General features: G+C 37.0%; 12 protein-coding genes. All 12 read left to right on the forward strand.

Annotated elements, in window-relative coordinates:
- The first annotated feature begins 15 nt into the window (after window positions 1-15).
- The 12 genes from G4407_RS01465 to G4407_RS01520 all read left to right on the forward strand — a co-directional run bounded on the left by G4407_RS01465 (window position 16) and on the right by G4407_RS01520 (window position 15312).
- Complete coding sequence (locus G4407_RS01465) at window positions 16-1734, forward strand: Rrf2 family transcriptional regulator (RefSeq protein ID WP_173687488.1); 1719 nt, start codon at window positions 16-18, stop codon at window positions 1732-1734.
- A gap of 273 nt (window positions 1735-2007) precedes the next feature.
- On the forward strand, window positions 2008-3453 hold the full coding sequence (locus G4407_RS01470; RefSeq protein ID WP_173687489.1) for an Rrf2 family transcriptional regulator: 1446 nt from the start codon (window positions 2008-2010) through the stop codon (window positions 3451-3453).
- A 36-nt stretch (window positions 3454-3489) separates the two neighbouring features.
- Complete coding sequence (locus G4407_RS01475; RefSeq protein WP_173687490.1) at window positions 3490-8655, forward strand: Cna B-type domain-containing protein; 5166 nt, start codon at window positions 3490-3492, stop codon at window positions 8653-8655.
- 114 nt (window positions 8656-8769) lie between these two features.
- Complete coding sequence (locus tag G4407_RS01480) at window positions 8770-10398, forward strand: SpaH/EbpB family LPXTG-anchored major pilin (protein ID WP_173687491.1); 1629 nt, start codon at window positions 8770-8772, stop codon at window positions 10396-10398.
- Window positions 10399-10534: 136 nt separating this feature from the next.
- Window positions 10535-11389 carry a class C sortase gene (locus tag G4407_RS01485; protein ID WP_173687492.1) on the forward strand — a complete coding sequence of 285 codons (855 nt, stop codon included), beginning with the start codon at window positions 10535-10537 and terminating at the stop codon, window positions 11387-11389.
- A complete protein-coding gene (locus tag G4407_RS01490; protein WP_173687493.1) occupies window positions 11373-12074 on the forward strand; it encodes a pilin N-terminal domain-containing protein in 702 nt (233 codons plus the stop codon). Before G4407_RS01485 ends, G4407_RS01490 begins: the two co-directional genes overlap by 17 nt.
- Window positions 12075-12489: 415 nt before the next feature.
- Window positions 12490-12852, forward strand: a complete 363-nt coding sequence (locus tag G4407_RS17115; RefSeq protein WP_173687462.1) for a hypothetical protein — start codon at window positions 12490-12492, stop codon at window positions 12850-12852.
- A gap of 46 nt (window positions 12853-12898) precedes the next feature.
- Entirely contained in the window at window positions 12899-12991 is a 93-nt protein-coding gene (locus G4407_RS16465; protein WP_243868744.1) for a hypothetical protein, read from the forward strand.
- A gap of 196 nt (window positions 12992-13187) precedes the next feature.
- On the forward strand, window positions 13188-13346 hold the full coding sequence (locus tag G4407_RS01505) for a hypothetical protein (RefSeq protein ID WP_173687494.1): 159 nt from the start codon (window positions 13188-13190) through the stop codon (window positions 13344-13346).
- Window positions 13347-13403: 57 nt separating this feature from the next.
- Window positions 13404-13655 carry a hypothetical protein gene (locus G4407_RS01510; protein WP_173687495.1) on the forward strand — a complete coding sequence of 84 codons (252 nt, stop codon included), beginning with the start codon at window positions 13404-13406 and terminating at the stop codon, window positions 13653-13655.
- A 145-nt stretch (window positions 13656-13800) separates the two neighbouring features.
- Complete coding sequence (locus G4407_RS01515) at window positions 13801-13968, forward strand: hypothetical protein (protein ID WP_173687496.1); 168 nt, start codon at window positions 13801-13803, stop codon at window positions 13966-13968.
- 315 nt (window positions 13969-14283) lie between these two features.
- A complete protein-coding gene (locus G4407_RS01520; protein ID WP_243868739.1) occupies window positions 14284-15312 on the forward strand; it encodes a TIR domain-containing protein in 1029 nt (342 codons plus the stop codon).
- Window positions 15313-15326 lie beyond the last annotated feature (14 nt).

Consider the following 15326-nt stretch of genomic DNA (forward strand, 5'->3'; position numbering starts at 1 on the left):
GAAAGGGGTAAAACCATGCAGCTTACAAGCACAACGGATTATGCTATCAGAATCGTATGTTATCTGGCAGCGCAAAGCCAGATGATCTCTACATTAGAATTATCTCAGGAACTAAGTGTTCCATCCAGTTATATTCCCAAAATAACAAAAAAATTAAAACAAGCAGGAATCATAAAAGCCTGTGAAGGGATAAAGGGTGGATATCAGATTGCAAAACAGCCAGAGAATATATCTTTAAGGGATGTGATATCGTGTACAGAATCCACCATGGCAATTAGCAGGTGCCTGGAAAAAGAGGGAGGTTGCTCCAGAAATTATATATACTGCTGTAAAGTACATCAGATTCTGCTGGAACTGCAAAATATATACAATAACCGCTTGGAAAGCGTAAAGATATCAGACATTATCCGTCCTGGTAAGGATGAATATTTTGGAAGATTTTATGTGGTTATAAAAGTTAATCTGAGAGAAAAAAATTATGAATGTATTTATTCTCATAATCATGATGTCTATGAACAAGTAAAAACAGCAGAATCATATGATGACTTTATAAAAAAATATGCAGAAAAATATATTTGTGAAGCAGACTGGGTGAATGTCCAGAAATGTCTTGCAGGTGAGAATTTAACAGAACATCTTGTAGATGGATGTGTGGAAAAAGAAATTTTCTATCGCGGAATCATTGAAAATAACGGTACATCGTATGTATGGATGAAAGCTAGAAAGTATGTGGATGTAAAGAAAAATACAGCAATTATTACGTTTCATAATGCAAAAGTGATTCCGAATACGATTGTAACAATGGAACAGGAGCTAAGAAAAAAAGAACAGAATGTTTGTATGGAACTCGAAAATGCGCCTATTAACTTGCAGTATGGATTTTTGAGTGAATTTGCACAGGATGAAGAGAAAAAGACGTATCAGAGAGATATTATCCATAATATTCTGAATGGATTACTGAGTTCGAAAGAAATGACTGAAGTGGCAGCACAGCTCGGAATGAAAGAAAGCGATACTTACAGGGTTGTTGATTTTCATACCATCACAAAAAATGAACAAAGAAAATATACAAAAGAACAGCTTCACGAAGTAGGTGTTATCGAGGGTGAATTGATGAATCTTTTGCCGGATGCGCTTATTTACAGAAATATGGATCAGATTGTTATGATTCAACAGGTAGATTCCGATCAGACAGAACTGGAATATCAGAAAGAGATGGAAGAAATAGAGGAGGTTATCCAGCAAAGCATCCTTTATAGAAAGAAAGATACAGATTTCCAGATTGGTATAGGAAAAAGTGTGGAAGGGTATCAACGATTGAAAGAATCTTATCACGAAGCAAGTCAGGCTATCAAGTATATTGAGATTATCCGCCAGGTGACTGGTGATAAGAATAAGTCAGTAGTACATTATTCGAACCTCGGATTTTTCCAGATATTCGGCAAAGTTGATGATATGACGGAATTGGAAAGATGCATTCCGGAAACATTAAAGAAATTATATTTATATGATGATGAACATAAGGGAGAATTGATTACAACCTTGCAGATGTATCTTAGAAATAACCAAAGCATCAAGAAAACAGCAGGTGCAATGTTTGTTCATTATAGAACGATATCTTACAGGCTTGAAAAAATAAAACAAATTTCCGGAATTAATTTTGACAATGCAAATGAAGTGCTGGCAGTCAGTAATGGCCTGATTATTTATAAAATGTTAAAAGAAATAGAATAGAGAAAGAAAGAGAAATCGTGTTGAGGCATGGTTTCTTTTTTTTGAACGAAGTTCATAAAAAGATATTAATGGAAGAATATCGATACAATGGAACAGATTTTACAAAAAAACAGATAAATATTTTCATTGGTTGTACATTATATTAATCGTTATCAATCTGTATAATTGGGAAACTGATGAGAAAATACTTCAGAAAAAGTATCATTGCTACAGAAGATAGTATTTTTTTAATATAAACTAAGACCACGCAGGATTTAGGTTAGCGGGATAACGATGCAACAAAAAAATTCGACAGATTACGCAATTAGAATCGTATGTTACTTAGCAGCACAGGAACGGATGGTATCTACATCAGAATTGTCACGGAAGCTAAATGTTTCTGCTAATTATGTTCCTAAAATAACAAAAAAACTGAAAAATGCAAAAATAGTCACTGTCTGTGAAGGTACAAATGGTGGCTATATGCTGGCAAAACAACCGGAGAACATTTCTTTAATGGAAATTATATCGTGTGTAGAGGAAAAAATGGCAATTAATCGTTGTTTGGAAGAGGATCGTTTTTGTTCCAGAAATTTAGAAGATACCTGTAAGATACATAAAATATTGTTGGGTTTGCAGAATACATACAATAATAAATTAGAGAGCGTAAAGGTTTCAGATGTTATCCGCCCTGGAGAAGATGAATATTTTGGGCGATTTTATGTTGTGTTAAAACTGAACTTGAAGGATAAAAGCTACGAGTGTGTGTACTCACATATCCGTGAAGTGTATGAGAAAGTAAGAAATACAGAAAGCTATGAAGAGTTCATAAGCCAGTATGTAGAAAGATATGTGTATGCTTCTGATAAAAAAATGGTTCATGATTTTTTATCAAGTGAAGGATTAGAAGAAAGATTAGTTGATGGATGTATGGAAAAAGATCTTCCGTATCGCAGAATTACTGGAAAAGATGAGAATGCATATGTTTGGATGGAAGCAAAAAAATATATAGATGCAAATGAGAATACTGCAATTATTACATTACATAATGCGAAGATTGTCCAGAACACAGTTATAAGAATGGAACAGGAACTCGTAAAGAAAGAACAGGATTTGGCAAAGCAGTATTGGGATATGGTATCACTTTTAACTACTGTATTGAATCATAATCAGTTAGTTGAAGCAGGGTATCAAGATGATATCAGCTTCTATACGAAACAGGTATATCTTCAATTGCAGAAGAATTATCCGGAATATGAAATTACAGATGAGGAAATTACGTCAGTAGCTCATCTAGCACCGATTCATGATATTGGAAAGATAAAAGTGCCTATTGAAATTTTAAATAAAAATGGAAAATTGACGGATGAAGAAATGAATGTAGTAAAGCAACATCCATTAGTAGGTGCAGCAATGACCCAGAGATTCCCAGAGGGAGTAACAACAGAAAAGCTGAACCAATATAGCTATGAAATATGCAGACATCACCATGAAAGATATGATGGATCAGGATACCCGGATGGTTTAAAAGGAAATGAAATTCCAATATGTGCACAGGTCGTTGGGATTGTTGATGCTTACGATGCATTGATCAATGATCGTCCATACAAAAGAAAATATGAACCTGAAGAGGCAATCCGGATGATTTCAAATGGTGAATGTGGAGCGTTTTCCAAGAAACTAATCCAGTGCTTGACGGCGGCAGCAAAGCAGAAAAACTGGTTACAAAGGCAAAATTAAAGTAACAAGATAAGGCAAAAGATTAGAGGCCCAGATATGAAGAAAAAAAGAAGGATAGAGAACAGAATTATCGCAGTAATACTATGTATGGCTATCTTATTTTCTCAAGTGAATATTGCGGATGCGGCAGATCTGAATCCATCAGGTACCCCCACGAGTCAAGTGGCACTTTCTGATGAAACCAATATGAGTAATGGTGAAGCATCAACCGAATCCACAGTTTCAGATGAAATAAATGGAACCACGGAATCTGAATCTAAGATATCGGAGGAAACAAGTGAAAACTCACAGAATAACGAATCGGAATCTTCCGGTGGAAGTGTTAAAGCGGAATCAACAGATAATATAGATGCTTATTATAAGGATGGTAAAATATGCATTTATAATTATGAACAATTAAAACAGATTGGTTCAGATGCTTATATTTACACAGGTGATAAGGATGGAAAGATTGGTTCTGGAGATGTAGTAAAGAGTGAAGGCACAGAGCTGAAATACGGTGCAGATGCCCAATACATTTTGATGAATGACATCCAGATGAACTCTGACCAGATGTGGTCAGTACCGGATTCCTTTATCGGAACTATCACAGGTACGGAAATAGAAGAAAACGAGACACCAACTCTATATGATAAGGAAACGGATACAATCTATATATACAATCCATATCAGTTAATGGTGCTTGCACAGGAAGAATCTGAAACGGAACCAGTTATGTCATTGGATTATGATGCACCACAGTTTGGTATGGGGCAGATGATTTATCCAAATGGTGAAGACAAGGATTATTTAACTTACAGTAAAGATCATAATTATGTCATTTCAAAGAACTTCAGTTCAGATAAGCCGGAGTTAGTAGCGGATCAATTGAGCATAGATCCTGATACAACAAATACTGAAGGACGTGACTTTAAGGGGCAGGTTGTAAAAACAATTGGTGATAAAACATATATCTTAATTGGGAATGAAGATCAATTACGTGCAATTGGCAGTGGCAAAACCGTTTATGGTGCAGTCTATCAAGCAGTTTATAAGGGTGTGTCTTGGAAAATAGATACAGATGGAAAAGGCAACTCTATCATGCTTTATGGAGGAGATGCAGATTTAAAAAAAGATCAAAATGGAAACAAGGATTATCAAATTGGAAAAGTTGATAACGCTGCTAGTGGACTTACAAAAGGTAGATGTGGTGTTGATCAAAAAACTGGAAAAATTGATCCAGAATTAGATTATGACAAAGCGACAGAACAGACGTATTCATCGAATGCAAATTATATTATTTTCCGTGATATTGATTTAGGTAGTTCGAATTGGAAACCACTTACTTTCCAAGGCACATTGATTGGTGCTAAATCTACAGAACAAGGTGGACTATGGAAAGATGGTGTTATAAACACAATCGATAAACCGGTAATTTCAAACGTAACTGTAAATCAATCAGATAAAATTAATGTTGGCGAACAAATGGGTGTTGGATTCTTTTCTACAATATCGAATGAAGTAAGTGAAAAGGATATTGGTCTTAGTAAAGGATTGGTAAAGGTATCTAATATTCAATTTGATAATCTAAAAGTTCATACAACAACAAATGAAACATATTATCCGGACACTCTCATAAGTACATTAACAAGTACTCTTGGTAAGTTGCTTGGTGTAGTCTTAAGTGGCTTGACATTTATTTTAACGTTCGGTCAGGTAAAAATTGATCTCAAAAAAACATTGGGAGATGTTCTTGATGCGAGAAAGAAAGATCCGACAGCATTAGCAACTGGTGCGATTGCTGGTCGTGTAGAAGGTCAGGTAGAACTTTCTAATCTTGAAGTGAATAATGCTACTGTCAAAAATGTAAATAACAATACAGGTGGATTTGTTGGATATATCGTTGGTAAAACACAGTATGATGGGCTATCAAACGCACTTGGTGAACTTGTCGATTTACTTACAAATATATTAAATGTAATTCCAGGATTAGGATTGGGTGACTTAATCACGATTCTTCTTGGAAATGCTATTCCTTTAGAAAAGTTAATTCCGACAGGTTATATCAATGCCAAAATTATGAATTGTACTGTAAATGGATTAAGTATTTCTACAGCATCCGATAAAGAATATGCCGGTGGATTCATCGGTATGCAAAAAGGCGCCATTGTTGAGAATTGTTCTGTAACAGGTGGTACGAATACAATTAAGGGAAAGAGCTTTGTAGGTGGATTTGTTGGTCTAGCTCGTGATGATGTAATTGAAGGAACACTATCAGGAGCATTGGATATAGAGACAAAACTTCCTAAGATGAATACGGAAAGTTTGATTCTAAATTGTTCGTTAAATAATGCAGTTGTGTCTGTCTCTGGTGAAAGTTATATTGGTGGTTTTGCCGGAGGATTGGCAAATGCGTCTACAGTTAATTGTAATGTTAAATCAGATAACGCACTTACTATAACGGCTTCTGGAAATTACGCAGGTGGCTTTGCAGGAATTGCATCACTTGGATGGGCTGCTGACCTAGGTAAAGATGACACAAAAGATAACTTACTTGGTGGTGTTAAAATACTTGACATTGATCTGCCATTAGGACAAATGATCAATGTCCTTAATGTATTTGTTCCAGTAATCAAGCAGTCTTCTGTGGAAGGATATCAGAGTGGACTTAGAGTTCAGTCAAATGATACTTCTGAAAATGAAGCTTGCGGTTATGCAGGAGGTTATGTAGGAAAACTGATTGGTGGACAGATCTGGGGCGAAAAAGATGCACGCTGCAAGGTTACAAAGCTAAGACGAGTTGACGGAAGAAGCTATGTCGGTGGATTTGTCGGAAGCTCAAGGCCAGGAAGTGTGGCAACAGTAGACCCATTGGCTGGAGAAGGATTATTTTTAAGTAAATTATTAAAGAAACTGCTTGATACACCAGCAGATTTAATAAAAGTATTAAATGCCACAGTTGCAACAATCCGTTATGCAGATGTGGAATCCTGGGATAACTGGGGAATCATCATAAACGGAGCGCATTCAAACGGAGAAGCCAATACATCCTATGCAAAAGCAGCCGGAGGTTTTGCCGGAATGTTGGAGGGAACTGTACTTGGCGAGAAGGATAAGGAAGAAGCAGGAATTTCTGCTCAGAATATCCGTTCCGTAGTTGCAGGCGAATATGCCGGAGGATGCTTTGGAATTGCAGATGTAGCCGGAGTTGCCAATATCAGTGTAGGAAGTCAAACCTCTCTTCTAGATAAACTGTTGCAGCTTGGTAGAACCGATGTGTTGGATACGTTTAGAAGTTACGTATATTACGGAACTGTAAGCGGAAGCAAGGATGCCGGTTTAAGTGTCAGTGCAAATGAAGCAAAAAAATCTGGTCAAAACAATGAAGTTACATATAGTGGAACAGCCGGAGGTTTTGGCGGTTCACTGTTAAATGGTTCTGTGAAAAACAGTAAAGTAACGAACTTAAGTAATGTAAGAGGTTTAAATAGTGTCGGAGGATTTGTAGGCTATTCTGGAAAGAGCGGAGTGGTTAAGGCAGATAAGATCGATGTTCTTGGAGATAATAAAGGACAGTTGCTCGGTGGAGCACTTGGAGTTCTGGATATTTTTGGTTCTCACATTGATGACTGTACAGTTACAGGAACCGATGATGGTTATACAGTACAAAGCACTGGTGGAGATGAGCAGATTGCCGGTGGATTTATCGGATATGCAAATCTTGCTAGAATGTCGAATTGCACAGCAGGTGATGCGAACAATCAGAAAATTGGATTAAAACAAGTGGCATCTGGAGGAACAGCCGGAGGATTTGCAGGACGAACAAGCTTTGCTTATCTTGCAGACTTGAAAGTGGATTCTGGAGCAGTGAATGTAATATTCTCGGTTGTCAATGAACTTATAAAAGCATTATATCTGGACAAACTCCAGGATTCTGATCTTCTGAAGATTAATCTTGGAATTATCAAAGTGGATGCGCTGTATGATGGCAAACTGCTTCACGTAAATCTGCTTGGACTGGACATTTCTGTAGGATTGTCAAAGAAGTCAAACGATAAGCAGCAATCGACAGATCTTGCAATCATTACAATAGGAGATTCATCCATCAGTCTTCCATGTAACGAGAATGGACTTTTGAATGATGATGATGCGAAATCTAATATCAGTGTAAATCTAATCAAGGCCAACCGAACGAAGATTACAGACAGTAACGTTTACGGTGTAAGCTACGGATACGATGTCTATGCCGGTGGAGCTGGAAACGACAAAGATGGTTCTGCAAAAGCTGCTGGACAAAGTGGCGGCTTTGTAGGATTCAATGATGAAGGGCTCTTAAAGAACAACAACATGTATTACTGTGATGTGGTTCGTGGAACAAAAGATCTTGTCGGTCCATTTAGCGGAAAGAGTAAGTTGGATTCTGTATATGAAGCTAACACACAGGAGAAGGTGGAAGGCGAGAATAACAATTACCGTATTTACAGAAAGCTGGATGTGGCGCTGGATCAAATCAAAAAGGGTTCAGACAAGCTAAATCTAAGATATGAAAAAGATACTTCCAGTGGATGGGATATTTACACGCTGGGTCATATGAATTCGATAAAAAGCTATGAAACTTTGCAAAATGCAAAGCTGACAGATAATACTTCGTCTACGACAGCAGAGCTTAAAGCATATGAATCACCAGCAAAAGCAGTATTGATGGCAGATACTAAAACAACATTGAACACAGGAGAAAGTGATACTCCGGAGCCATCCGAGTCACAGGATCCATGTGATGAGTTAATCAAGCTGACAATCAATAAAGTTTGGAAGGATCTAAATAATCTGGATGAAAAACGTCCGGCTAACATTACGGTAACAATCTCCCGTACCTGGAAAGATGCAAACGGTATAGAACAGACAGAAACCTGGGACCATATTATAAAAGGTTCTATCAATAAATCTACCTGGCAGGAGGTCATCAAAGGACTTCCAGCATATATGACGGATGAAAATAAAATCATTCACTATTACACATATTCCGTTACGGAAACAGAAATAAAAGGATATACAACTACAATCGAAACCTCTAAAGATGGATTTACCTTCACAATTATTAACCGGCATTTTGCATTGCTTCCGGATACCGGTGGCGAGGGCATCATGATGTTCATCATAGCAGGTGGTTTGTTGTTAGCATTCCTGCTTTATACCGGACGTAAAAGGAAACAGACGATGTAGGAAAGGGGTGTAGAGTCATGAGAGAGGTATGGCTACATGGGGATTTTCCACCGTAAAAGCTGAAAGAATCCCCAGCGAACCAATAAAAAATCAAAAGAAAGTGAGAAAAGGAACATGAAGAAATTAGTATCAAGATTTATGGCAGTTCTGATGGCAATGACCATGATACTGTCCATGAGCATGACTGCATTTGCAGCAGAAGCTTCAACAGGCACACTGACAGTTAACAATACAGTAGCAGGAAAGACTCTGGATCTGTATCAGATTTTTACAGCAACAAAAAACGGCGATAAGGTAGCATATACACTGAACAGTGCATATGAAGGATTTTTCAAAACAAAAGAAGTGAATGGTTCACCTTTATCTGGTTTATCTGGCGAAGCTTTAAGTGAAGCGGCATATAACTATGTTAAAGAACAGGTCGGCGATGATGGAAGTAAAGGTGCAACGTTTGCAAAAGATATCCTGGGATGGATTCTTAGTGCATCAGGTGAAACCAAAACAGCTGTAGAAGCTACTCATAGAACTGCAAATACAGCAGACACAAAGACAGTAATTGATAATCTGGAATATGGATATTATGTAGTTTATCCATTAGGTGCAACAGATACATCCACAGCACCTGGAAATGGACCAGTAAAATCTGTAGCTTCTTTAGTCAGCGTTACAGGTAATGATGCTACAGTTAACATGAAGAGCAATTACCCGACAGTAGTAAAAAAAGTAAATGACAAAATTGCAGATGATGTCAACATTGGTGATACAGTGACTTACACACTGACATCTAAAGTGCCGGATATGACAGGTTATACTTCTTATGTATTTAACTTCAAGGATACATTATCCGCAGGTCTTACTTTTAAAGAAATTACTTCTGTGACAGTTGAATCAGGTGAAAATGTGCAGAATGTTATTGCAGGTACTGGCGATAATACTTATACATTAACACAGGATGGACAGAACATTACAATTACAATGAACAATTTCCTTGCTTCTAATGCAAATAAAGCAGGACAGGAAATTAAAGTAACTTATACAGCAACCTTAAATAAAGATGCAGTAACTGGTTTTGATGCAAACAAGAACTCTGCTACCGTTGAGTATAGTAATAAACCGGGAACAGACAACAAAGGTGAATCTGAACCAAGCATCGTAGATGTACATACTTTCAATTTCACAATCTTCAAATATTATTTAAAAGATCAGAATAATAAAGATGATAAGACTGGACTTGAAAATGCAGAATTCGAGCTTTACAAAGCAAATAGTGAAGTAGCTGGAGACAAGGTTAACATTAAAAAAGTAACTGATGGTGAATACCGTGTGGCAACACCTGAGGAAGCTGCAGAAGAAGGTTTCAAATCCGATATAATTGTATCTGGTACCAACGGTAAAGTTCTTGTAAAAGGTCTTGATGCCGGAACTTACTACTTAAGAGAGACAAAAGCACCAGAAGGATACAACAAGCTTCTCAGCGATATCGAGGTTAAGATTACTGCAACTTATACTGATGGAAAACTTGAAAGCTATAAAGTAGATTACAAATACAATGGAAATACAACAACAGGTTCTGATATCAAAAATACAACTGATTCCCCAGAAGTAGCTGTAGAAAACAAAACAGGTGCACAGCTTCCATCTACTGGTAGCAAGGGTGCCCTTATGGTAACACTGGCTGGTATCGTTCTTTTCGGTGCATTAACAGCAAGCAAAGCTTTTGGCAAAAAGAAAGCAAACAACTAAGATATTCTGAAGTTTAAGAATAGATAAAAAGACAGTTCATCTTCCCGGTATTGCACCGGGAGGATGTCTGCTTTTTCTGAAATATCCAGTGTGGACTGGGTATTTCAGAAAAAACAGACAAAAGGTGAAAGGTATTATGAAAAAAATAGTGAAAATACTAAGAGGAATTGGATATCTGGCGGCATTTTCTTTAATCCTGTATCCGGTAGTGAGCAATTACATCAATCAGATGAATAGCACAACGATTGCTACAGATTATGAACAGGAAGTTTCTCATTTGTCGGAAGAACAGGAGAATGCAATGATCGAGCAGGCACAGGAATATAACGAAAGCCTGATCGGAATTGGTTCCATAGCAGATCCATTTTCAGAAAGCAATGAAAACCAGACAGAAGATGATGTGTATAACAATCTTTTGAAAATTGATGATACCGGAATGATGGGATATATTGATATTCCAAAGCTTGATGTTGTCCTTCCAGTTTATCATGGAACATCTGAAAAAGTACTGCAGTCAGGGGTAGGACATCTGAAAAATACCTCGCTTCCGATAGGTAGTGAGAGCTGTCATGCGGTATTATCCGGACACCGGGGACTTGCGAATGCCAAGATATTCACCGACCTGAACAAGATGGAGGTTGGAGATGTATTTTATATTAAAGTTCTTCATCATACCTTTGCCTATCAGGTGGATCAGATTCTTACAGTATTGCCATCAGATACAGATGCTTTACAGATTGAAAAGGGCAAGGATTATGTAACACTGGTCACATGCACTCCTTATGCAGTTAACACGCACAGACTGCTTGTCCGTGGCACTAGAATTCCGTATGAAGAGGCACAGAAGATAGATGAGGAAGTAGGTCTTCAGCGTACAATTCCATTCAATTTGATTCTATTGATTGGTGGAATTATTGCTTTCATCATCATATGGGTGAGCATTAAATATCATAAACGCAGGAAGGAGAAAAAACATGAGCAGAATAATTAAACGTAAGCGAATATATATGTGTATGGCAAGTGTGATGTGTATGCTTTTACTCCTCATTCCGTTACCTGTGTCTGCGAATGATTTGGGAAGTATATTATTAAAAGCAACTGTTGAAGATGAGACCACGGTATATAAGCTAAGTAATACTGAATTTACGATGTATCAGGTTGGAACATATAAAAATAATTCATGGGCATTAGTGAGTGAGTTTGCAAAGTCTGGAGTCATATTTGATTTTGATGATTCTTCCGATCAGGCAGAAGCTGCAAAAAAACTGGAAAAATATATACAGGATAACAACATCAAAGGAATGTTCGGAAAGACCAACTCAGCCGGAGAAGTTATGTACAGGGATCTGGAAAAAGGAGTGTATCTTTTTATCCAGACACAAAAAACACAAATTGGCAATCAAGTATATCAAAGTGAACCTTTTATCATAACAGTTCCGGGGAATTATGACGGTCAGATCATCTGGAATGTAACGGCAGAGCCTAAATTTAAAAATGAATCGATACCACCAATTACCACGAATACACCGCCAGTTTCAGAAGAACCATCAGGTGATAATAGCAGTCATACTCCAAATGTAAAAACGGGAGATGATACGAATGTAATTATGTGGCTTTCTTTAATGGGAATATCCTTAGTCATATTTAGTATTTGTAAAAGAAAAGTCCATAAATAATATGAGAAGATCGGGAAATCCCGGTCTTTTCGTTTCGTTATATAACTGGTATAACCCAAAGGCAAACACCTCCGGAGGTGCACCGTATGGTGTCACCTGGGAGGAAAAGGGGCTGAAACCTTGGGAAGTTTTGGAAGAAAATGAGCGAGTTGCCAGTGCAATCTTATTTATCTCTTGTGACAGAAACAGGTTTCCTTTTTGCCGGAAGTAAGTCTGAACTGATCTCTGGAGCATCGAGTAGCGCAGTAAAATTCTGCTGAATGATCTTCAGGGTTTTCTGTTTTTTCTGTAATTCTTGTTTTTCCCGGAGGGTAGCAGTCTGTTCAGATTCAAGATTTTCAATCCGCTTTTGAATTTTATTAGAGCTTGGGATTTTGGTAACGCCGAGATCCTGAAGCTCTTTTTTTAGTGAATCGTGGAGCTGGTATTCTGCCTGATGCTTGGTGCGGTATGCTTTTGGATTCTTAGCAGATTTGCAATCTTCAATTACCTTACGGCAGAGCCGGTAAGAATCACAGTGTTTCTGAATGACTTTCTGTGTGCTCAGCTCACTGTTGATTTGTGTTATTCTCTGATCAGCCGCTTTAACAGAGGCATCAATGTCAGAAACATGCTGTTGGAAGTCTTCATAATTCAGCAGATTATTTTCGGAAAGATAGTTGAAGGTGCAAGCCGCTTCTTTCAGGTCATTGAGCTTTGCCCATCGTTCAAATCCTTCTCGATTGCCGGTCGTAACATACGTGGAGATATTGATATACAGGCAAGCTTCTCTGGATAATGAGATTTATATTGGAACCAGAATCTGGGGAAAAACACGTTGCAGTATGCATACCGGTCATAAAGCAGTTCTGAATGATGAAACAGAATGGGTTCGCCTGGAAAATCATCATACAGCAATTATAGACAGGGCATTTTAAGAGTATTTAAATTGTAGCAACCTAAATACAAAGCTCGATGTACACAAAGAAAAAAATATTGATTTCAGCTAAAAACTTTAATGGTTTTATGATATAATTTTGGTTAGAAATAAGAAATTGATTTGGCAATGAATGGCAAATTTATTTTTGTTATTAGTGGCATAAGCTGAAAGATATGAGGAAGGGAAATTTGTTTATGAAGAAAGCAACAAAATGGGCTATGGGCATCATTGCTTTCGCCATTTTAATACTTGTTGCCATTTGGGGAAGCATGAAAATGGTGCAATTGGAAAAAGAGCAAGAACAGGCACAGAAGAAACTCGAAGAGGAGCAGAAAGTTAAAGAGCAAAAATAAGCTGAAAAACTAGCTTCTGAATATATGGTTTCTTACGCTGAAAATCTTCAGGAGGACATGCAAGATGCTGGTCTGTTAGATCTTAAAGTGACTTATGACACCTGTACCCGAGATTATTTTGATGAGTATTGGAACATCTGGGATTATGGTCAAGATGAATATTGTGTATATTATGTATTGGACTACTATAGTGATTCAATTGACAGTATTTACGAACGTGAAACAAAAAATGGCAATTTCCAATCATTTATCAAATTACTGAATGATGAATGCTGCATGAAAGATAATCGTGATGAGGGTGGAGCTTAATATCAGCATAAGGTTACAGAGAAGGGAAAAACAGTCCTCGTCTTTATTGGCGATGAAAACAGGATTAACAATATCACAATAAAAAAAGATAATCTTCATCAATATACATTAAACCGGGACGATGATGATGTAAGAGTTTTTGTTAATGAAGAGCTGGTATACAGAAAATCAGAGGATCAAAATAGCAATGCACATACCTCTAGCGGAGGATATCTTCCTAACACTGGAAGCGGATGGAGTTCGGGTGGAAATAGTAATTCCGGCAGTAAAGGAAATTCTTCTTCAAAATGGAACAGTGATCCGTATGATGTAGATGATTATGACGATCCGAATGATTTTGGCGGTGAATGGGAAGACGAATTTGATGATGGATATGACGAGGCTTATGATTATTGGGAAGAGGAGCATGATTAAGGGTTAAGAAAGCGGAAACTATTTTACCAAGTTTTTGATTGAAAAAAATGGATGCCAGGCAATAGTAGTGATACAAAAGAAATATTATTGTCGAAGGCATTATCAGCAGTAGATTTTGAAGCAGTACCGATAAAGTTTATGCGTAACTTTAATTTTGTGTTCTATCAGAAGACCAAAGATATTGTATATAAAGCGTTAGGGGGAATAAGTAAGAATGATTGTAGATATTGACGATAGCTTGAGAAAAATTTTAAAACAAATATATACCGATATAGACATAAATGGCGGAGAAGTGTCTGTATCTTCACCCCAATATAAGCAAACTCAAATTGATGCTCTTATATATAAAGGTCTATTGAAGAAGCTTGATGTAAGTACGTTAGAAAATTGGGCATATATTTTGAAACCTACATATGAAGGAGAAAAAGTCTGTGAGGAAGGAAATACAATGGGAAATAGAGTAATAGCAAAAATGTTATCGGAAGATATTAATAGATGCAAAGCATTTTTAGAGAATCCAAATGACGAGGATTATGGAAGAAATGTTTATGATGAAATAACGGGAAAGTATGATTCAATAATTGCGGATTTTGGAAAAGGGTTATATCAGTATTTTCCCGAACAGCATTTTTATGATCCAAATATTTCTGGAGAAACATTGAAGTATAATTTGAAAAAGTTGATGAACAAAATGGAGACCTACATAGCATTAAAATATCCTGCAGTTAATCTGCCGAAAAAGAATCAATCGAGTGGTTATATGCAAAATGAGAATAGTACTAATATGCATATTAGTAATGAGGTATTTATTGTTCATGGACATGATAACGAGGCTAAGCAAGAAATGGCTAGGACATTAGAAAAGGCTGGATTTAAAGCCATCATTTTGCATGAGCAACCTGATGGTGGACGGACAATTATTGAAAAAATTGAAAAATATACAGATGTAGCATTTGCTGTGGTTTTATATACTGAATGTGATTTGGGAAGATCAAAAAATGACGATGCTAAGACGGAAAAGTATCGAGCAAGACAAAATGTTGTTTTTGAGCATGGATATCTCATCGGAAAACTTGGAAGAAGTAGAGTTTGTGCATTTGTCAAGGGAGATGTTGAGACACCTGGGGACATAAGCGGAGTTGTATATACAATAATGGATTCAAGTGGTGCATGGAAGATGCAACTTGGAAACAATATGAAAGATGTAGGAATAGATGTTGATTTGAACAAATTATGTAGATAAAAAATTACTGTTGA

Source organism: Allocoprococcus comes, from assembly GCF_013300725.1.
In the GTDB taxonomy this organism is placed as follows: domain Bacteria; phylum Bacillota; class Clostridia; order Lachnospirales; family Lachnospiraceae; genus Allocoprococcus; species Allocoprococcus comes_A.

What these genes read in the sequence shown, in the direction of transcription:
- G4407_RS01465 (WP_173687488.1), top strand. Translation starts at nt 16, where the DNA reads ATGCAGCTTACAAGCACAACGGATTATGCTATCAGAATCGTATGTTAT.
- G4407_RS01470 (WP_173687489.1), top strand. Translation starts at nt 2,008, where the DNA reads ATGCAACAAAAAAATTCGACAGATTACGCAATTAGAATCGTATGTTAC.
- G4407_RS01475 (WP_173687490.1), top strand. Translation starts at nt 3,490, where the DNA reads ATGAAGAAAAAAAGAAGGATAGAGAACAGAATTATCGCAGTAATACTA.
- G4407_RS01480 (WP_173687491.1), top strand. Translation starts at nt 8,770, where the DNA reads ATGAAGAAATTAGTATCAAGATTTATGGCAGTTCTGATGGCAATGACC.
- G4407_RS01485 (WP_173687492.1), top strand. Translation starts at nt 10,535, where the DNA reads ATGAAAAAAATAGTGAAAATACTAAGAGGAATTGGATATCTGGCGGCA.
- G4407_RS01490 (WP_173687493.1), top strand. Translation starts at nt 11,373, where the DNA reads ATGAGCAGAATAATTAAACGTAAGCGAATATATATGTGTATGGCAAGT.
- G4407_RS16465 (WP_243868744.1), top strand. Translation starts at nt 12,899, where the DNA reads ATGCATACCGGTCATAAAGCAGTTCTGAATGATGAAACAGAATGGGTT.
- G4407_RS01505 (WP_173687494.1), top strand. Translation starts at nt 13,188, where the DNA reads ATGAAGAAAGCAACAAAATGGGCTATGGGCATCATTGCTTTCGCCATT.
- G4407_RS01510 (WP_173687495.1), top strand. Translation starts at nt 13,404, where the DNA reads ATGCAAGATGCTGGTCTGTTAGATCTTAAAGTGACTTATGACACCTGT.
- G4407_RS01515 (WP_173687496.1), top strand. Translation starts at nt 13,801, where the DNA reads ATGAAGAGCTGGTATACAGAAAATCAGAGGATCAAAATAGCAATGCAC.
- G4407_RS01520 (WP_243868739.1), top strand. Translation starts at nt 14,284, where the DNA reads ATGATTGTAGATATTGACGATAGCTTGAGAAAAATTTTAAAACAAATA.